This is a genomic window from Novosphingobium sp. 17-62-19, from assembly GCF_002256775.1.
Classification (GTDB): domain Bacteria; phylum Pseudomonadota; class Alphaproteobacteria; order Sphingomonadales; family Sphingomonadaceae; genus Novosphingobium.
On record NZ_NCII01000057.1, the window covers coordinates 1 to 20,775 of the forward strand.

The 20,775-nt window shown below is 60.9% G+C and carries 12 protein-coding genes and 3 pseudogenes; 4 read left to right on the plus strand and 11 right to left on the minus strand.

Going from position 1 to position 20,775, the window contains the following annotated elements; all coding sequences use genetic code 11:
• Positions 1-46 precede the first annotated feature (46 nt).
• A complete protein-coding gene (locus tag B7X90_RS11505) occupies positions 47-2,884 on the minus strand; it encodes a hypothetical protein (RefSeq protein WP_292624586.1) in 2,838 nt (945 codons plus the stop codon).
• 245 nt (positions 2,885-3,129) lie between these two features.
• On the opposite strand from B7X90_RS11505, the gene B7X90_RS11510 reads away from it, so the two are divergent.
• The 3 genes and pseudogenes from B7X90_RS11510 to B7X90_RS11520 all read left to right on the plus strand — a co-directional run.
• Positions 3,130-4,335, plus strand: coding sequence for a fatty acid desaturase (locus B7X90_RS11510; protein WP_292624587.1), 1,206 nt, complete (start codon positions 3,130-3,132; stop codon positions 4,333-4,335).
• A 77-nt stretch (positions 4,336-4,412) separates the two neighbouring features.
• The gene (locus tag B7X90_RS11515; protein ID WP_292624588.1) at positions 4,413-4,835 is read left to right on the plus strand and encodes a DUF2000 family protein; all 423 of its coding nucleotides are present in this window, start codon (positions 4,413-4,415) and stop codon (positions 4,833-4,835) included.
• A gap of 300 nt (positions 4,836-5,135) precedes the next feature.
• Positions 5,136-5,525: pseudogene (locus B7X90_RS11520) on the plus strand (transposase); the annotation flags it as partial.
• 217 nt (positions 5,526-5,742) lie between these two features.
• On the opposite strand, the gene B7X90_RS11525 reads toward B7X90_RS11520, so the two are convergent.
• From B7X90_RS11525 to B7X90_RS11570, 10 genes and pseudogenes are all read right to left on the minus strand, one after another.
• Positions 5,743-6,819, minus strand: a complete 1,077-nt coding sequence (locus B7X90_RS11525) for a PLP-dependent cysteine synthase family protein (RefSeq protein WP_292624589.1) — start codon at positions 6,817-6,819, stop codon at positions 5,743-5,745.
• A gap of 48 nt (positions 6,820-6,867) precedes the next feature.
• Positions 6,868-8,919, minus strand: a complete 2,052-nt coding sequence (locus B7X90_RS11530) for a M3 family metallopeptidase (RefSeq protein ID WP_366409687.1) — start codon at positions 8,917-8,919, stop codon at positions 6,868-6,870.
• A gap of 227 nt (positions 8,920-9,146) precedes the next feature.
• Positions 9,147-10,037, minus strand: a complete 891-nt coding sequence (locus B7X90_RS11535) for a hypothetical protein (RefSeq protein WP_292624591.1) — start codon at positions 10,035-10,037, stop codon at positions 9,147-9,149.
• Entirely contained in the window at positions 10,034-10,360 is a 327-nt protein-coding gene (trxA, locus tag B7X90_RS11540) for a thioredoxin (RefSeq protein ID WP_292624593.1), read from the minus strand. The genes B7X90_RS11535 and trxA overlap by 4 nt, the downstream gene beginning before the upstream one ends.
• 40 nt (positions 10,361-10,400) lie before the next feature.
• Positions 10,401-11,861 carry a metallopeptidase TldD-related protein gene (locus B7X90_RS11545; RefSeq protein WP_292624595.1) on the minus strand — a complete coding sequence of 487 codons (1,461 nt, stop codon included), beginning with the start codon at positions 11,859-11,861 and terminating at the stop codon, positions 10,401-10,403.
• Positions 11,858-13,207, minus strand: coding sequence for a metallopeptidase TldD-related protein (locus B7X90_RS11550; RefSeq protein WP_292624596.1), 1,350 nt, complete (start codon positions 13,205-13,207; stop codon positions 11,858-11,860). The genes B7X90_RS11545 and B7X90_RS11550 overlap by 4 nt, the downstream gene beginning before the upstream one ends.
• Positions 13,204-15,000, minus strand: coding sequence for an ABC transporter ATP-binding protein/permease (locus B7X90_RS11555; RefSeq protein WP_292624598.1), 1,797 nt, complete (start codon positions 14,998-15,000; stop codon positions 13,204-13,206). Before B7X90_RS11555 ends, B7X90_RS11550 begins: the two co-directional genes overlap by 4 nt.
• A gap of 15 nt (positions 15,001-15,015) precedes the next feature.
• A complete protein-coding gene (locus tag B7X90_RS11560; protein ID WP_292624600.1) occupies positions 15,016-17,349 on the minus strand; it encodes a TonB-dependent receptor in 2,334 nt (777 codons plus the stop codon).
• Between the two features lie 276 nt (positions 17,350-17,625).
• On the minus strand, positions 17,626-18,606 hold the full coding sequence (locus B7X90_RS11565) for a LysR family transcriptional regulator (protein ID WP_292624602.1): 981 nt from the start codon (positions 18,604-18,606) through the stop codon (positions 17,626-17,628).
• Between the two features lie 101 nt (positions 18,607-18,707).
• Positions 18,708-19,669, minus strand: a pseudogene (locus tag B7X90_RS11570) (DUF2891 domain-containing protein).
• A gap of 549 nt (positions 19,670-20,218) precedes the next feature.
• Here B7X90_RS11570 and B7X90_RS11575 point away from each other — a divergent pair.
• Positions 20,219-20,682, plus strand: a pseudogene (locus B7X90_RS11575) (IS481 family transposase); the annotation flags it as partial.
• Positions 20,683-20,775 lie beyond the last annotated feature (93 nt).

Consider the following 20,775-nt stretch of genomic DNA (forward strand, 5'->3'; position numbering starts at 1 on the left):
TCGCAACAGCAAATGGTAGCCAGAATTCACCAACCGGCGCGGCCACCTATCGGCCATCAAAATTGACGCCGACCGGACACCGTAATCGTCGCGCTACATCGAACCGGGCTTCACCTTCCAGCAGTTCGCACAGAAGGAGCAGCGCATCTATCTGAAGAAGTCTATGGCCATGGTCCTCCATGCGCAGCGCGAGCCGTTCGATGCGATTGCAAAGATCGCTGCGCACATCAAGCGCCTTCGGCCTGCGCCGGGACGGAGTTTTCACCGGCGGTTCGTCATCGGCCCGCTGTGCCTCCCTCTGGATCGCGATCTCTATTCGCGCCAGTTCAAGATCGAACTCCGCCTGGATCGGAAAATTCGTCTCCCGGCGGCGGACCGCCCGCTCGCGGGAAAGCGCGCCCATTCGTACGCCGGCGATATTCACATTCCCGCCAATGCGGTCAAGCGCTGCCTCCAGAACCCTGAAGCCGATCTCCTCGTTCGACATCGGGTCATCGGGATCGGCTCGGTAGCGATTGAGATACTCGATGTTCTGCTGCACCAGCGCTGACGCTTCAGCGATCACGGCCGGCGTGTGCTTGCCCTGCCGCACCAGCATGATGACATACGCGCGTGCGGCAAGGCCGTTGAGGAAACTGGGCTTGTAGCAAGCCAAGGTTCGAGCCACCTGAGCGAAATACAGCAAACCCTGCGCAGTCTGTCCCGAGACGACGGCGAGTTCCGCAGCGCGCGACAGGACCTTGACGGCGCCACGCTGATCCATCGGGATGATCTCGGGGCCATCAGGCTTGGCGAGGAGCGCCTTCGAAGTGGCTTCCTCGAGAAAAGGCGCGAGCAGGTCCTTCAGCGTCTCTAGGTCGCCGCGCCGTAGCCGGACAGTCGCCTCGATGTTGACCCGGTCCGTACGGTACCGCCAATGAGTCTCGTCGACCTTGCCCTTCAGCCGGACCGTCCCATAGGCTTTGAGGGCTTGAAGTGCCAACTCCAAGCGGCCGGCATGCATCCAGCAGATCGCCATTTCTGCCTGAATATCGACCGTTACTTTCGCGACGCTTATGCCTTCGCCGAGCGCGGTATCGAACAGTTTCTTGAGAATGCGGGCCTTGGCTTCGAACTGACCGTACACACGCGTCGCGGTCTTCTTCGGTTCAAGCAAGAGACGATCAACCTCGTGGAACGCCACCTGCCAGAGCTTGCCGCTAGTCAACAGGCCCGGGGCATGGTCGAACTCCGTCCAGTTGGCCGGAGTCAACGGCTGGGAGGCGCGGGTTCGTGATCGCCGTGAATTGGTCGCCTCATTCGGGATCAGTGCGATCTGCTCGCAGACGTGATAGACGAAGGCTTCGATCAAGCGCACCCGTCCAGGATTGGCCTCGATCGAATTGCGCAGCGCGCGCAAACGGGTGTGGGCAGCACGCCAGTGGATCGCCTCCAGCTCTTCGCGCGAGCAAAAAGGGTCGGGGTCTTGGGCTTCGAGCGCCTTTGCAATATCGTCGCGAAAGTACTGCTTGGCGGCCGGATGGAGGATGTAGACGTCGTTTTCGACTTCGTTGACGAAAGGTAGCCCACGCAGCTGGGCGCTCTCGATGTCGTGATCCGAGATTCGCTCGATCTTCACCCTCCTGGCGATTTCCCGCAATTCGCCGATCGAGATCGGACCGCTCATCAACGCCAGAAGCCGCAGGAAAGCCTTGGGATGCGCGGCCCGGCGCACTCGGCCTGGCATCCCTCCCACGCATTGTTCTTCGTGCCTCTGCAGCCACTCATCAAGAAACTGGAGGGGCTTGGTGACGGCCGATGGCATCCGTTCCCCGAAGAGCTGGGCGACGAAAGCTTCGCGCTCCGCGACCGAGGCCATCTGATTGATCTCTCGTGCTACCGCCGCGAGGAATGTCGGCAATCCGCCATAGTGACGAGCGACGCGCAATCGATCGCCTAGGCTGATGCGGTTGACGCCTCGGTCGTAGAGAAACTGCGCCGCATCATCAGGGGACAAAGCTTCCACCCTGTGGACCAGCACCGGAGCATTCAATGGCAATACGTTGAGCAGATCCTGGCGAACAATTGGTGAGGCATTGTTCTCGACTCCGACGATGACCGCAAACGAACCCAGCTCGAGCCAAGCTGTCTTCAGGATTTCAAAGAGCTCAGCGAAAGCCGCTCGTTGGCCGCCGGGAATTCGAAAGAGCAGCGCGCTTCCCTCGCGCTCAAGCCGTAGCCCATCGAGAAAGAGGAGCCTGCGGTCGCCTCGCAAGGAATGCTGGAACGAGCTGCGGATGCTGTCCGCCACTTGGTCGAACGAGAAGTTCTGGCAATCGACCGCCACCGCGACGTCGAACTGGCCGATCCCCTCCGACCATAGCCACTGCGAAACAAGATAGGACTTGCCGATGCTCGTCTGCCCCTGGAGCGCGAGCACTGCCGGGTCGGCGTACTGGCCGAATTGCGCGAACTGCGCGAGAACCTTGAAATCATCCTTGCGGTAGGGAGGATTGTGATCGGTCCCATCAATGCGCAGAAACTTCCGCGGACGCCGGATGGGCCTGGTCGACCCGGCGTTCCAGTAGGCTTGGGCCGCTGCGACGCAGTTGTCGCTGCTGGTAAAGCTCTGACGAAAGAAGTCTTCGGGCAGGTCCAGCGCAATGGCGATGATCGGTTCTTCGCTCGCGTTCGGTCCGACGCGCAGGATAGCGCGGATGGCGTTGCGCTCCGCTTCCTCCGTCCCCTTTTCGGGGAAAGCCGTGCGCTCCTCGTTCCGTTCTGCTTCCAAGCGTCCGCAATAGGCATAGAAATTGCGCTCGCTGTAGTCACTGCGTTTGCGTCCCCGTTGCCCGCGCTGCGGAGCGCGGCTGGCCGTGTCTTTTTCTCGTAGCATCGCTAGCATTCGGACGATCGCCTCGCCCAAAATTCCAGCCAGATTGGTCGACGACCGGCTCGTCAAATTGCCCCCAGAATCGGCACCCGAAATTCTACCCGTAATGATCATACAACAAACCGCGAGAATGAAAAATAAGCAAGCTTCGCAACACCAATTGCATATCCGTAAATGCCGAAATTCAATAAGTTTAATCTATATTATCAGTAATTTTCCGAGAACTCATGTTTGCGCTCCCCAACAGGAGCAATGCCATGACTTGCAATCGCCCCCAAACACACAATCGCAGTGCCAGTTCGATCCGGGCCCGCCTGCGCACGGGCATTTCCCCGGTCGATGACATCGTCACGCGGCTGACGGGCAAGGCCCTCCCGAACCAGCAGCCCTACTTCGACATCCGTCCCGAGCTCGGCCTCGCCATCGACGCGGTCTTGCTGGTAGCCACTTTCGCGATCACCGTTACACTGGCTCAGGTCCTCGTCGCTGCCCACAGCCTGCTGGCGTTGATCGTTGCCACCGCCGCGCTGTTCGTTGCTCAGCTTGTGCTCGTGGGCAGGTTGCGCGTGATGCAGGTCGGCCATGCGCACTATGCGGTGCATGGCTGCTACGCTGGCGGCGATGCGCGGACCAATCTCGTCGTGGCCCATGTCGCGACGATCATCGCCATCGCGCAGAACCCGTTTGCATATCGCGGCGATCACATCGACCTGCACCATCGTAGGAGCGTCTTCGGCACACTTGCGGATCCGGACGCGGCGCTGCTCCACGAGCTCGGCTTCCGCCCCGGCATGACCCGCGGCCAACTCTATCTGGTGCTGGCCCGGACGCTGGTCTCGCCCAGCTTCCACGCCATGTTCCTCGCTGCGCGGCTGCAGTCGAACCTAGTCGATGCTCCAGTATGGCGTCGGCTTGTCGTCGCCACGTGGCTCGCTGCCCTCCTTTCCAGCGCCTGGCTGCTCGGCCTGATCGTGTGGGGGCTCGCAGTTTTCCTGCCGTTCGTCGTGCTCTACGCCAACTCGGCCCTGCTGCAGTTCCTGACCGAGCACAAATGGATGGCCGGTGACCTGCCGCGCGGTGACAACCAAGCCTATGCCGATCGCAGCCATGCGCGTATCGCACTGGCGCCAATGCCGCTTTCGCACCAGGCGCTGGTTCCGGCTTGCATCGCCTGGAGCGTGTGGACCGTGCGCCAGATCGGTGAATTGCTGTTCCGCCTTTCCGTGACCGTCGGGGACCTCACGGTCCACGATTTCCATCACCTGCATGGCCTTTGCAAGGAGCCGGTCAGCAATTGGATCCAGATCGCCTTTGTCCGCCAGTCGGCGATTGACAAGGGCGATAAGCTCAAGCTGGCCGAGCGTGAGACCGTCGGTGCATTCGCGTCCCTCAACTGGGTTTTCGAGGGGCTCAAGCATAGCCCTGTCGCGATCGCCGCTCGCCCTTCCGTCACCGAGAGCTAACCATTCGCGGGCAACCGCCGCAGCGCGGCGGGTGACCTTCCTATTCTCGCCCATCCCCTGACACCAGGAGAAATACTATGACCTACATGGACAACGAGGTGAAATTCACCTGCATACTAAATCGCAAAGTGGCGCCGCCGCAGGCATTCAACGCTATGGCCCATGCACTCATCGGACTGGCTGGCAGCCAGGTCGCATCGCTCGATCTGCTCGATTACCGCTTCGCGCAGGACAGCTTCCACAGCCTGATCTCGCGCTGCCCCGTCATCATTCTGCGCGCCGACAACGCCTCCCAGTTGCGGACCACGGCGCGAGCCGCCCGCGAAGCAGGCCTAGCGGCGAACCTCTTCGCAGGATCAATGGTCGGACCCTCCGCTGACGCGCAGGTCTCGGCGACGCTGGCGACCGATCTCGGCGAAGCCGATGCCGTCGCGCTGTGCCTGTTTGGCCAAGCTGAGAGGCTGGATCCATTGACGCGGAAGTACTCGTTGATCCGGTAGTTACACCGACAAGCAACTGCCCAAGATCCAGGGAGCGCGAGAGCTCCGATAGCCTCTTGTGCTCCCTGCGCATTTCGTGCCTGCACCGTGCAGTGAGGGATCAGTCAGGCCGCGTCGCGTCTGACAAAATATAGTAATAATAACGGCTATCCACCATACAATAGCCGCGCAGATCTATATTGTTATCCATACTAGGCTCAGGATCTATTAAATTGCTTGCAGATGGCTTGATCAGTTGATTCAATGGCGGCGCTAGGAGGCGTTGCCATAAGTGATCTGATTTGGTTGTCAGAGGCGTAGATGCGTCGGATCGAGCCACATTTCCCATTGCCGCACGGGGGGCCTCGGGTTGATAATCGCCGGATTATCAGCGGCATCATCTTCGTGATCCGTAATGGCCTGCGGTGGCACGATGCGCCTGGGAGTACGGGCCGCCGAAGACGATCTACAACCGGTTCGTCCGCTGGAGCCGCATGGGCGTGTTCAAAAAGGGCCTGTTCCCCGACGTATCGGAACATACCAAAGGTGGCCTGAACTCCAAGCTTCATGCCATCTGCGACGGCAAGGGGCCGACCACTGGTGATGCTGCTCAGCGAAGGGCAGATAAGCGACTACAAGAGCGTTACACTGATGATCGAGGCCTTGCCCAGAGCCAATGCGCTGTTGGCCGATCGGGGCTATGATGCCGACCGGTCACGCACAGCCACTGAAACCGGGTCGTTTACAGAATGTGGTCATTGATTATGGGGCCTTTGACGGATGTTGGTTCTGATGAGGAAGTCGACTCGTTCGTGGCTAGCTTTGCAGGCTCTGTCGAATCTGATTGTGTTTCACTCAGACAATTATGACAACCCACGCCCACAACTGGCACCGCCTTCAACAGGGAGGACTTCGCCACAACGGCCAATCAACCAGTCAAAAGCAGATCGAACGCCCGCTCGTGCAGCTGCCAGTGAATTTCGCGCGCGGCTAGCCAATTGTCGTCGTAATAGGTGCACGCATAACGCTCGCCACCGTCGCATAAGATGGTGATGATCGAGCCTCGATCGCCTATCGCTGCCATCTCTTGGATGAGCTGCGCACAAGCGACAAGATTGGTACCTGTTGATCCTCCCACGCGGCGGCCCAAGCGACCCGACAGAGCGCGCATCGCGCCAATGCTACAGGCGTCATCGACCGAGATCATTCTGTCGATGACAGATGGAACGAAGCTAGGCTCGACGCGCGGGCGTCCGATTCCCTCGATGCAGCTGGCACACCCTTCCGGTAGCGCGATGGCAGCACGGTCTGCGTGGTGTCTGTGGAAGATGGAATGGACAGGATCCGCAACGCACAGCTGTGTCGCATGCCGCTGATAGCTGATGTAGCGACCGATCGTGGCCGAGGTCCCCCCCGTTCCCGCGCCGCATACAATCCATGCCGGAACAGGGTATTCTTCTGCCGACATCTGCGTGAAGATGCTCTCGGCAATATTGTTGTTTCCGCGCCAGTCGGTGGCGCGTTCGGCATAGGTAAACTGGTCGAGATAATGGCCGCCGGTGTCGCGTGCGAGGCGATGTGCGACGTCATAGACGGTCCTTGGGTCGTCGACAGAGTGAATCTCGCCACCATAGAATCGAATCGCGTCAAGCTTGGGTGCAGCGGTGGTTGCCGGGACGACGGCAATGAAGCGCAGCCCCAACATCCGGGCGAAATAGGCCTCGCTCACTGCGGTCGATCCAGAGGACGCTTCAATAACGCAGGTGTCCGGGCCGATCCATGCGTTACACAGCGCGTAAAGGAACAGCGAGCGCGCCAGCCGGTGCTTCAAGCTGCCAGTCGGGTGGCTGCTCTCGTCTTTAAGATACAGCTTGATACCGGGGTGACGTGGAAGGTCCAGCCGGATGAGATGCGTGTCAGCAGACCTGTTGTAGTCCGCCTCGATAAGGCGGATGGCTTCAGCGCGCCAGGCGCGTGCGGACAGATTGCTCTCGTCAGTTGTCATCGCGCTTTGCCCCCATCAGATGTTCGTTCAGATCACTGCCGTTGCAGTTCACGATGCCGCGATGCGCGCGTCATCTGCCAGGCCGCGCCGGATCAGCATGGCTTGAGGGTCGGCATCGCGCCCCCGGAACGCCCTAAAACTTTCCAGCGCTGGACGGCTAGCGCCGCGCGACAGGATCTCATCCCGCAAGGCAGCAGCGGTCGACCGGCTGATCAACCCCGTCTCGGCAAAGCGCTGGAAACCATCGGCGGCGAGCACCTCGGCCCAAAGATAGCTGTAATATCCCGCCGCATAGCCACCGGCGAAAATATGCGAAAACGCGTGCGGGAAGCGATGCCAAGCAGGGGGGCGCACCACTGCGACCTCGTCCCGCACTGCCTCGACCACTTCCACCGGGTCGCTGCCCAGCGTTCCCAGATGCAGCAACAGGTCGATCAGCGCGAATTCCACCTGACGCACCACGAACATGCCCGACAGGAAGCCGCGCGCAGAAGTCAGTTTGTCGAACAGCGCGTCCGACAATGGCGCGCCCGTTTGGTAATGGCCCGACATGGCGCGCAGCACCTCGCGATCCCAGGCGAAGTCCTCCATCAACTGGCTGGGCAGCTCAACCGCATCCCATTCAAATCCATTGGTCCCGGCGATGCTCGGCCGGTCGACCAGTGTGAACAAATGGTGCAGGCAATGACCCGTCTCGTGGAGCAGGGTGATCACTTCGCTATGGCTCAACAGCGATGGGTTCTCATCGGTTTGGGGCGAAAAGTTGCACACCAGATAGGCGACAGGAACGCGCTGAATATCGCCATCGTTCAGCCGCGGTCGCGCCTGCGCCATCCATGCGCCGCTACGCTTGCCCGGGCGCGAATGCAGGTCGACATAGACCCCTGCGAACACAGTGCCTGCCTCGTCGATCACATCATAATAGCAGACATCGCGATGGTAGACGGGCACATCCCTGCGCGCCACCAGACGAATGCCGAACAGCCTGTCGAGCAGCTGCTGCCACCCTGCGATTACGCGCTCGACGGGAAAATGCGCGCGCACCTCGCGCTCATCGACGGCAAAGCGCGCCTTGCGCAACTGCTCTGATACGAAGGCTATATCCCATGGCTGCATGTCTGGGATTTCGAGATGTTCGGTGGCGTAAGCTGACAGCGCGGCAAAATCCCGCTGCGCCGCCGGCTTTGCCCGGTGCCCCAAGTCGCGCAGGAACGTGAGCACGTCGCCTGCCCCCGGGGCCATCTTGGTGGCCAGCGACCACGCGACCGGATCGGAGAAACCCAGCAAGGCTGCCGCCTCTCGGCGCAACTTCAAAATGCTGCCAATGCGCTCTGAATTGTCGAACTGACCGGCATTCGGTCCCTGGTCGGATGCGCGCGTGCCCGACGCGGTATAGACGCGCTGACGCAACGCACGGTCTTCAGCAAAGGTCAGTACGGCGTTCACGCTGGGCATCTGCAACGTCACGACCCAGCCGCCCAGACCGCGCGCCTTGGAAGCCTGCGCGAACATTGCCTTGTCCGAATCGGAGATGCCCTTGAGCAGCGCTTCATCCTCGATATGCTCAAACCATGCATCGGTCGCATCGAGAACCGCGTTGCCGAACGCGGTGGTCAGGACTGACAGTTCCAGCGAGATCGCCGCGAACCGGGCGCGAGCCTCTGCGCCCAGCGCTACCCCGGACAATGTGAAATCACGGATCCTGTGCGCGACGGCAGCGCGATCTGCGGCGGGAAGGGTGGCAAATTCGGGCGTGGCGGAGAGCGCGACCAGCACGCCGTACAGGCCTTCGTTCTGCATGACCTGCAGATCGTTCTCGACCAGCCGCGCCTGGCCGGCGACAAAGGCAGCGCGGAGTGCGGGCGTGTCTGCAACACCGTGGAGATGCGAGACCGCAGACCAGACACCCCAGATCGCGGCTTCCGCACGCTCGAGCGGCATCCACACATTGGCAAAGCTGTGCGGCTTGGTCTCGACCAGCATCCGCACCACCGCCTGATGATCGGCAATCACCTTGTCGAGTGCAGATTCGATCTGGTCGGGTCGGATGTCGGCAAAGCGAGGCAGGTCCAGCGTAGCGAGCAGGGGGTTCATTGTCATTTCATCCATCATGCGGGGGCGCCGCTCGGTCATCACCGACAGTTGCGTAACTTAGGCAAGGGCTGCGCAGCGAACCTCTTCGGCAGAAACACCTGGATCGCTGTGTCCGGCAAGGAAACGCGCGGCATATACCGCCGCAGTATGGTCTAGGGGTCAAGACCTGACGATCAGGACTTGTTCTACCGGACTGCCGGTGTCACTTGGCCGCACATGCGTGCTCTCTCGTGTCAGGTCACATTTTCGGGCGGCGACGTGGGAACCGGCGAACGTTCGATCAGATCGACAATTTGCCAGCCGACGGCACGGTAAGTTTCGCCTAGCTTTTCGAATTGCTCGAGCCGCTCGCGAAAACCGCGCGCCAGATCAGGATCATCCGCATCGAGCAAACCCAGCACGCGGTCCAGTCCTGACAGTTCGGCCAGGCGACCATCGGCCTCAGCCTGTTCGCGGATCTTGAACACACGGCTCTCGTCGGCTTCGGTCCAGCCGATCGCGTTCATGATCTGGTGGCTTTCCAGACGGCCGCACGCGCCCAGAGTATCGTGCAGCACGGTGCGCATCGTCGCGGGCCATGCTGCCGCCTCGACGATCAGGCTCGCCATGTGCGACGCAGTATTATCGACCACCGCGTCGCTCGCGGAAATCGAGGCCATGCGCGCTGCCTTCCACTCCTTTCGGTCGGGTTCGTCACCGTTAATCGTCCGCTGGTGCAGCGCAACGATCGCCAGACGCCAACGCTCGACCTCGGTGTTCTGACCGGTCAGCGCCACGATATCGGGGCGTTCGAGAAGGGCGATGAGTACATGCGGCACAATCCGCGAAAGGTCCGCGCCGACAGGAGTGCGTTCGAGCAGGGCCTTGACAAAACCTTCCGAACTTGGCCCGAACCGGAACGCGTTGACGATGCCCTCAAGCGCGGTCACAAACGCGATGGGATAGCCATATTGGCTGGCGAACGCCTGTTTGTCGTCAGCCTCGACCAGCGCGCCGATGACATTGGCCTTGCCGTCTTCCCACGCAGGAAAGATGACGAACGTTTCAGCTGCGATGTGACTGCGCAGGCGGGACAGCGCCTGCGCCTTGATGGCGGGGTCACCCAGAAAAGCGATGTCGGTCATCCATCTGCTCCGACGTTGCCTTCGACAAACGCGTCAAGCCGACTGCGCGAGATCGTGCCGACCGTGCGCGCCTGTTCCGCACCATCGCGGACGATCATCAACAGCGGAATGCCGCGTACGCCAAAGCGCGTCGCAAGGCCCGGGTTGGCTTCGATATCGACCTTCACGATCTCCATCACGTCGGCATATTCCTCTGCCAGATCATCGAGTGTCGGGGCCAGCGCCTTGCACGGTGCGCACCATGGCGCCCAGAAATCGACCAGCACCGGCTTTGCGTTCTTCATGACGATGTCGTCAAAGTCCTCTTCGGTGGCGTTGCGCATATTCAGCTATCCTCTTGGAACTATTTAGGTTTGGGGAAAATCAGCCTGCCTGGCCGCCAACCATCATCCGGTCGATACGAAGCGTAGGCTGGCCAACACCGACGTTAAGCGTCTGCCCCTGCTTGCCGCAGGTTGCCATGCCGGTATCAAAGGCCAAGTCGTTGCCGACCATCGAGACATGGCGTAGCGCCTCGCGGCCGACGCCGATCAGCGTCGCTCCGCGCACGGGCGCTACAAGCTTGCCCTTTTCGACAAGCCAGGCTTCGATCGTCGTGAAGTTGAACCGTCCGGTGACGATGTCGACCTGACCGCCATCGAATTCGGTAGCGTAGATGCCGCGATCGATAGAAGCGATGATATCAGCAGGGTTGTCACGTCCGTTCGCCAGAAAAGTGTTGGTCATGCGCGGCATCGGCAAATGGGCGTAAGATTGGCGGCGTCCGTTGCCGGTCGAGCGCGCATTCATCAGACGGGCGTTAAGGCGGTCCTGCATCAGGCCGGTCAGGACGCCATCGTCGACGAGCACGGTGCGGTCGGGCGGCGTGCCTTCATCGTCAATCCCCAGCGACCCCAGCCGCCCGGCAATGCCGCCATCATCAATTACCGTGACGCCTGGTGCCGCGATCCGTTCGCCCAGCATTCCATCGAACGCAGACAGGCGCTTGCGATGATGATCGCCTTCAAGCCCGTGCCCCACCGCCTCGTGGAAGAGAACGCCCGGGTAGCCCGGGCCCAGCACCACCGGCATTTCGCCAACGGGCGCAGAAATCGCATCGAGATTGTTCAGTGCCATGGTTACGGCAGCCGCCACCAACTGATCGACCGAAGCCGCATCAAACCCGTCCAGCCCCGCACGACGGCCCAAACCCGCCTGCCCGCGTGCGCGGCGGCCGTCGGTTTCGGCCACGATCATGACCGCCAAAATGGTCATCGGCCGCACATCGCCCGCCAGCAGGCCATCGGCATCGGCGATCAGCACGGTGGTATCCTGCACGCGAACATTGGCATCGATCCGAACGATGCGCGGATCGCTTGCCCGCGCAAGGCTGTCGATCCGCTCAAGCACCGCGATCCAGGCGCTGGCATCCTCGACCAGCACAACGTCGATCGCCGGGTAAAGGGCATGTTCGCCGGCATGACAATTCAGCAGGATTCCCTGTGGATGCTGATCCGCCTGCCCAGCGCGCGCCAGCGAACGCACCGCGCGAACCGTGTCATCCAACGCGCTTTCGCGGAAATCGGCAGAGTGGGCGAAGCTCACTTGGCCGCCATGCGCCGCTCGCGCGCCGACGCCCTGGCGCATCGCAAAGCCGCCATTGGTGACGCGGCCACCCTCAAGCCGCCAGCTGCGCAGGCTCGTCGTCTCGAAGAACAGATCGGCCAGATCCGCGCCGCCGCTGGCCAGATGGCCCAGCGCTCGGCCGATCATCGCCTCGTCCAGCCCCGCCGGACCGAGCAGCCGGGCGCGCGCGCGGTCTATGGCCGTGCCGCCGCCGTTCATCCTTTGCCTCCCAACTGCATGTCATCGATCAGAATGGACCCGGTGCGGATCGCACCCTGGCGTTCGACATCAAGCCCCACTGCACGGATGCCGATCAGCATCGCAGGCAGGTTGCTGGCCAATGTCACATCGGTGACGGCATGGACCACGCAGCCATGTTCAACCCACAAACCCTTGATCGCCTGTGTCCAATTTCCACTCGCAGGATCGGTCTTGCCGCCCTGAAACTCGGTCACGACAAGGCCTGTGCCCAGCATGTCCAGCATCGTCTGCCAGTCGCCGCTCGGCGCCGAACTCGTCAGGCGCAAATTGTAGAACCCATCGGCGTTACCGGTCGTTGACATGCCCAGCTTGCGACCCGAAAATGTCGACAGGAAAAGCCCTTCAACCACGCCGTGTCGGATGATCGCACGGTTCGATCCGGCGATCCCTTCGCTGTCGAACCCGCCGCTGGCCAGACCCAGCGGTTCGAAAGGATTTTCGCTGAGATCGAGGTGCGGTGCGGCAACAGCGCGACCGATCGGGTCGGGAAGAAAGCTCATCTTGCGATATTGCGCGTTGCCGGTGAGCGCACCCGCGAGCTCGCTCACCAGTATCGCGGCGGTACGCGGGTCGAACAGCACCGGGCAACGCCTGCTTGCGATCGGGCGTGCCCCCAACGCTTGGCGCGCCCTGCCCGCGGCGCGCTCGACGAGCACGGCAGCGGGCAACAGCGCATCAACGCTCCGCTCCTGGGTTTGGCAGAAGGCAGAATTGCTGCCACCTTCGTCCTGCGCCAGCATGACCGACCAGCGCGCGTCGTTCGATCGCTGTATGCTGCGGCAAAAGCCATCGCTCGTCGCCAGCGCCCACAGACCCTCGGTAGCCACGGCAACAGACTCGCCAGCGCGCAGCCGGTTGTCGGCGGCCACGGTCTCGCTGGCGATTGCGTCCATCACTTGCGCCGCCTCCAGCAGCCCATCTGGGCTCCGCGGGCTTTCTACATACAGGTCAGGTGCGGGGCCGGAAAAGGCGAGCAATTGGGCCGGAGGCAGATCGGCATCGGCGTCCGGCTGGACATGGCTCGCGATCAGCATCGCCTCTTCGACCACGCGTTCGATCGCCGCGCGGTCGAACCGCGCAGTCGATGCCGACCCCAGGCGACCATCGTGGAACACGGTGAGACCGAGCCCCTGCGTACCGCTGCGCTCGGCAGTTTCGACCGCGCCGCCGCGCACCGCGATTTTGGCAATGCCTTCGTGATGCACCGAAGCGCGCGCTTTGGCACCGCGCTGCGCCGCAAGCTCCACCGCCAACGCGGCAGCATCGCGCAGGTCCGCCTCGCTTTGGGTCAGCAGTGCGCTCATACGTCGATCTCGATTGTGGACATCGTGGCCCGACGGTCGTGCATCGACAGCCGGTGCGTGTGAAAGGCAGCCAGCCTCTCGTTGTGGACGACACTGACGATCGTGACGTCGGGCAGCGCTGCGCGCACCGATCCATAGAAATGCGCGGCATTGTCAGCATCAAGCGCGCTGGTTGCTTCGTCGAGCACGAGCAAGGTGGGGCGTTGCAGTAGGATCCGCGCGAGCGCGACACGCTGCTGTTCGCCTGGCGACAGTTCGTCCTGCCACATGCGGATCGCATGCATATCGCCGACATGGTTTGCCAGCCGGACCTTTTCCAGCAACTCTGCGATGGAGGCATCGTCATGGTCTTCGGCGCGGTCGGGAAAGCAGATGGCGTTCTTCAGCGATCCGGGTGGCAGATAGAGCCGCTGCGGCACCAGCATTGCCGTACCATTCCGGGTCATCGCGACCGAGCCTGCACCGTCAGGCCACAAGCCGGCGATGGCGCGCAGCAGCGTCGTCTTGCCACTGCCGGATGGCCCCTCGATGACCCAGCGCTCGCCATCGCGTACCGCCCATTCGTCCAGCGCAAGCAGCGGCTCGCCATTCGGGCGGCGCAATTCGAGGTTCTGGACGTCTATGGCGATGCCGTCGCCTGATCCTCCCGGCCTGAAATCGATCCCGCGCGGGCGCGTATCGTCGATTGAATCATCGAGCGCCTTGAGACGATTGATGTTGGCGATCTGCGCGGCCAGACCGGGATAGACCTGGACGAAATAGGACAGTGAGGAGCTGAACTGCGTAAAGGCGTCGCGCGAAGCCATGACCTGTCCAAAGCTGATCTGGCCTGCAAAGAACTTGGGTACAGTGAGAAACAGCGGGATGACGCCCATAACGCGTTCGTAAATGCTGCTGCCCGCGCTCAGGCCGATGTTGGCCCACATCAGCCGGTACCAGTTGCGCCGGATGTTGGCGAAGGACCCTAACAGGCCGCGTCGCTCCATATTCTGCGTGCGCGAAAAGGCGATCTGTTCGCCATTCCTGCGGACGTGGATCAGGTTCGTGCGGAAATCGGCTTCATAATGTTGCTCGCGCATCCGTCGGCGAATGAACGGCCTGCCGATCCAGGTGATGACGACCGATCCGAACAGCACATAAACGATCGAGAACCAGATGAGATCACCGCCCGGAAGCGTGATCCGATAACCGGCGACCGGCAACACCAGCGCATTCGAAGTCTGGAGGAGAATATAGCCAAAGCTGACCGCGCTGATCAGACTGCCGATGATGCCGACCGCGATCCCGACGAGCGAATTGCCCTGTGTCACCAACGTAAAATTCTTGATGTCTTCGGCGATGCGCTGATCAGGGTTGTCGATGATGCGAAGGCGTTCGATCTCGTAAAACCGGTCGCGGGCAAACCACCGGTCCATATACCAGTTGGTCAGCCAGTTGCGCCATCGCATCGAGAGTGTCCAACTCACCAGATTGTTCGCAACGATAAACGCCACCTGCAGCGCCGCGATCATCAGGAAGGTGAAGATCAGCGTCACAAACAGGCTCGATTGGCGCTGTTCGATCGAGTCGAAGAAATCACGCTGCCAGTGGTTGGAGAGGATGAACGTATAGACACCTCCAAAGGAAATGGCGGCGTATGCGATCAGCAGGAGCCACGCCATCTTCCAGTCTTCAGATACGAAATACCGTGTCGTTAGCCGCCAGGCATGGGAGAGGCGTTCACGCGCGGGCTGAGGCGGCTCGAGACCCGCCTCACGGCGGGTCTCCTCGACATTGGCTGGGGGTGGCATCATGGTTGGCGTGGTCTATCAGAAAAGGCGTTTTGAGATAGACAGGCGCACGTTGCGAGGTTCGTCGACCGGGACGTAGCTAAACACGCTGGTCGTGTTGTAGTTGCGCCGGTCGAAGATGTTGCGAAGACCCAGATTGAAGTCAAAGCCCGCTAACGAAAGGAAGGCATTGACGTCGACCTGCCGCGCCGCAGGAACGTCATACAGCCCCAGAAAATCAGCGAACGAGCCTGACCGCCCATACAGGCCGACAGAGCCGCCGCCGGTCACGCCATCGGCAATCCGGGTGCGGTAGTTGGAGTAGAGGCTGTAGGTATCGCGCGGCTGGCGTGGAACATTGGTGAGTGTGGCCGTCTTGGTCAGCAGCGCGTATTTCGTCCGGGTATAAGAGCCGGTCAATGTCCATCCGGGCAGCACCTGGCCGACGATGTTGAGGTCTATGCCCCGTCCGCGCTGGCCTGGCTCCGACGTGAACCCGCCAATGGTCGGGTTGAAGACGATGGTGTTGTCCTGTGTAATGTCGAAGTAAGAGGCGTTGACCGTCGCGCGCTTTGCGAACAGGTCGAGCTTGATGCCCGCTTCCTTGTTGGTGGTGATGATGTTGGGCAGGAAATTTCCATTGCGATCAAGATTGAAAATTGCCTGTTCGCCGCGTGCATAGTTGGCGAAGACCGAAACATTGTCGGTGACATCCAGAATGATGCCGCCACTGGGCGCGACACCGCTCTTCTTTTGCACCGGTTGCGGCGTGGCGCCGGGGAAAAAGAACTGCGTGCTCGTCTCGAACCAGTTCTTGCGAACCCCGCCGAGCAGTTTGATCTTCCAGAACTCGATCAGCGCCTGCCCATAGATGGCCTCCTGCTTGCCCTCTGTACGGATCTGCACAGCACTTAGCGGCGAGAACGGGAGAACGGGAAGGCTGGTGTTGGCACCAAGCGGCGGGTTGAGGATCGTGGTGAATACCGTGCCGCTGCTTTGATCGGTAAAGCCCTTGGAGTAGTTGTAGCCGACATTGAAGCTCAACTTCACGGCATCGCCCAGGCCTGTCTTGATGCGAACGAAGCTGTCGAGCGCATCGGACTTGCCTTCCTGCAGCGACCCGCCGACACCCAATGTGAGATTGCCAGCCCGGTTGTAGCCCACCTGATAGACCTGCAGCGCAAGCCTGCTGTCGTCATGCATACCGCGCACGACAAGTTCGATGCCGGGGGTGATCTTGCGCGTCAGATCGAAATAGAACCGATTGGTACTGACGCTGATCCCCTGGTCGGGCGAATAGATCGGCACCGATGGATCACGTTCGATAAGTTGGAAAGTCTTGTTGTTGAAAAGCGTGTAGGCACCGATCCCCGCGTTCGATTTAGAAAGACTGGCGCCGATCACGATATCGGTGAGCCGATCGGTGAAACGCAACGATGGAGCAACAAGATAATCTTCGGTTCCCCGGTAACCACCATAGTTTTGATCCATCGTCTGCACACTGGCGATCATGCGCGCCGTAAGCTTCTTGTCGGCACTGATGGCGTTATTCGCGTCAATGACACCGCGGACCAGCCCGAACGATCCGGTGTCTAGTGAAACTGCCAACCGCTCTTCGGCGCTGGGCTTTTTCGTCACAACATTGACGTTTCCGCCCAAATTGCCAAAGCCGGAAAGCAGGGCATCGGGGCCCTTGAGCACTTCGACGCGCTCGATATTGGCGACCGGCTGATTGGCTCCGGATTGCACGCCATATTGCGATCCGCCCGCAAGACCGTTCACCAGACCGGCAGCGCTGAAGCCGCGTACGGTATAGCTTGCACCGGTGTTGGGGTTGTTGGCCTGCACTGAAACGCCGCCAGCGTTGCGCAGAATATCCGTGATATCGAGCGCCTGCTGCTCTTCGATAGTCTTGGCGGTAATTACCTGCGTGTTGCGCGGCTGATCGCGCAGGCCCAGACCGCTGCGATCGGAGGTCGATGACTGGCGTACGATTACGCTCGTTTCGGCCTCATCGCGCCGTGCGCGCACGACGATATCCTGGACGATGTCCAACGAACCATCGGGCGAGGTGCTGATGGCGAGGCTTGTCCTTTCGATCGCGGCCTGGATCGCCGCTTCTGCCGATGACGCACCGCGCACCGGTCGGGACTTCAACCCCGAGACAGCATTCGGATCGAAGTTGACGGTGGTACCTGATTGCGACGCAATTTCCTGAAGCGCATTGGCAAGCGGCATCGCCGGTACATTGATCTCGGCACTGGCTGCGGCCTGCGCGAAAGCGGGCGTCGGCACGACCACATCCATCATCGCCAACGAGCCAAGGCTCACGGCGCCCAGAAGCCAACGTGTGTTCAAAGACATATCAAGCATGTAAACCACCCCCCAAAGGTCGCGCAGCACCTCACGCACAGCGAAAGCTGCACGTCTGGCCAGACGATACCTGTGATCACAACGGATGCGCCGTAAGGCGCAAATCGCGGCTGTTCTCTCACGAGACACCACACCGCACCGAACCTCCTGATGACCGGTGTCCAAGTCTCAACGCTACAGCGTCAGCCGGACTTCCCTGCCGAATTGGAGACTATGCTTCAGTTCGGAGACTCGCAAATTCGAAGTCTTCATGCTGGGTATGAGCAAGATCGATGGCTAGCGGGGCCGGTTGGGAAAGCGACTGACGTGCTCTTCGATCCGCTTGACGAACCAGGCCAGCATTGGGTCACGACGGCGATGGCTGGCCCATTGTGCAACGAACACCGTTTCCTTGGTGGGGAACGGTGCGGCGAGGACCTTCAGCGGCATGATCGAGGCATAATATTGAAATAGCCACGCACTGCCGGTGGCGACCAGGTCGCTGCCGATCAGGATGGCTGGCAACGTCGCATGTGACGAGGTTCGCACGCTGATCTGCCGTGCTTTCAGCAGGCATTCCCCCAGATCATCGACGGCAATGCGCGCGCTGGAATCGCCTTGCGGCACGATATGCCGCGCTGCCCGATATTGGCTCTCACTCATGTAATGTATGGAGCCAAGCTCACTATGCTCGCTCCACACCATGCAGGACGCATGATCGGTCAGGATCGGCAGCGTCTCCAGCCGGTCAATTTTGCAATCTGCCGGGAGAAACAGCAGATCGGCGCCCTGATCGAGCGCGAACTGGGGTGCCTCGGCATCGAGCGGGAGCATCCGCACCGACAGGCCCGGCGCATCGCTCGACAGGCTGCGCATCACCGGCCCCAGCAACATCTGCTCGATCGCCTCGGGCATCGCGATGGTGACCGTCTGCGACGCGGTGATCGGGTCAAAATCAAGCGCGTAGTTGAACGTGCCCTCGACCTCCTGCATCACGCGTCGCACCTCTGCGCGCAAGGCTAGGCCAAGCGGCGTCACCTGCTGATCGCCTCCCGAATGCGTGACAAGATCGTCGCCGAAATGATCGCGCAGACGCCGCAATGCGTGGCTCATCGCCGACTGGCTGAGTCGCACCCTGCGTCCCGCCTCGGTCAGTGTGGGCGCGTGCAGGATGGCATGGAGCGGGTAGAGCAGATTGAGGTTGAGCCTGTGCATCGGCACGTCCATGACAGGAGGACGCGGATCGTCTCTGGACGCCATGGAACCGTCGGAGCTCATCGCGGCCTGCCTTTCAATCTCCGGCATTTCGGCCGTGCGCCGCCAATCTGCCTCCAACCGATACTCGCCCTCATGGTAAGGCGTCGCGGCGATATGACAACCTAATCCAGCCCGGTCAGCGCGAGCAGCGCGAATGTCGCCAGCCAGTGCTCGCCCATATAATCGCCAGTCACCGTGTCCAGCGCCGCTGCCAGATGCGCGTCTGCAGCGGATTCGAGCACGTTCCGCACTGCACAATCGGTCTTCGGCGCGATCTCCCGCATTGCCCATGCACGCGTCAGATTGGGCCCGTCGAGATGGGCGATTCTCCCGTCGCTACGATCGCTGACGTGGACCGGTGCGAGTAAAGCCTGCGGCGACCCCTGCGCAAGAGCCGGGAGAAATTCAGCAAACCAGCCGCTAAACGCGTCTTCGGGCATCAGGCGCTGCATCGCCAGCGCCTCCATCAGCGTGGATGAAAGGAAATCCTCGCCGCAGGGCTCCCAGGAGTGCGCCGCGCGATCCAACCCGAACCAATGCTGCGCCCGCTCGATCATGACGTTACGCATCTGCTCGTCGCCGCACACCCGCGCATAGCGCTCGGCAAGCACCAGCGCAAACGCGGTGCTGGTATGCGTGCCGGCGCGCACGGGATAGGTGAGCACTGCAAGGTGCTCGCGCCACAGCGTCGCAAACGCATCGGACAGGGGCCGCAGCGTCGCTGCGTGCGGGCTGCGCGCTATCACCAGCCCGCTTTGCAGCATCAGCAACCATGCCCAGCCATAGGGCCGCTCAAATGTGCGCGCTCTGCCTCCACCTTGTCAGAGGTAAAGGCATCGGTGAACAACGCGTCAATCACCGATGCTTCCGGCAGTTCGGGGTAGAGTTGCCGGATGCGGGCGAGCAGCCAATAGCCATGGACGCAGCTATGCCAGTCGTAGCTGCCGAAAAAGATGGGATGCATTTGCTGCAGACTGTACCCATCCGTTTCGCCTGCCATAACATGGTCCGCCTTGTGCGGGTAGCGACGTGTCACATGCCCCAAGGCGATACGGGCGAAGCTTGCAGCGCGGACGGGTGACATGCCAATCCTTGAAACAGGGCGTGCAACGTGGAGCGTGTAGGTCGGAATGACCTGAAATGGGAACTGTCTTGGCGAGACTTTTCGACAACCTGCTTCAATCCCCGTGCGGATAGATCACATGATTTTACCGGTACGCATCTGTAATGGATCGATATCGATTGCTATCGCAAACAATGCCGCTGCTCCTTTGCACGACGTGCAACTATGCTCGGTTATCGCCTCAACGCGGATGCATAGCCGTTATATCCAACACGCATTGTGAACATCCATACGCAGGGCCGGTAGAAAATTGAGATTAACGGTGTGACGGCACCCCTTCTTTCAGAGTCTTCGGTCGGCAACGGAATCCGGGGAAATACCGCCTTAAACCCAGACATTCGCGCTTGAATTTGACCTGATTGTTTCCTGCCGTACGTTCAGCACGCTTACGAATCGCGGAAGGACTTGGTCAGGGACGAAGCGGCCGTCCCCGAGCGACATTTCGATGCCTAGTTGTTTAGTCCCGGATTGTGATGGTGTAGAATTATCGCCATCACAGCGGAGGGCATTATGGGACAAATTCTCCACGGGTGCGCCAAGACCACGCAATGGGCCCAAAGGAGCCTCGCAGCACCGTGCTCTCGCCTATGGAAGAAGCCGCGATCGTAGCCCTGCGCGTACAGGCCCGGCTTCCGCTCGACGATGTTTTCATCGCCCTGAAGGACGTCATTCCTCACCTGACGCGAAGCAGTTTACACCGATGTCTGCAGCGCTACGGCATATCCCGGCTGCCAAAGGCCGATAGGGAGAAGCCCAAGGCGTTCAAAAAATATGAGATCGGTTACTTCCATATCGACATCGCCGAACTGCGCTACAAGGGCGGCAAAGGCTTCCTGTTTGTCGCGGTGGATCGCACGTCAAAGCTAGTGTTTGCTCGAATATACCGCAAGGCGACCAAGCTCGCGGCAGCCGCGTTCCTCAAGGTTCTAGTCAAGACCGTACCGTACAGGATCCATACCATCCTCACGGACAACGTCCTATGTTGGGAAAGCGTAGCGGGAAAATGCCAGCAGGTCTCGTTGCGCCGAAGGTGATCGGCGCTGGTGATTTTATGATCCAGATGGCTT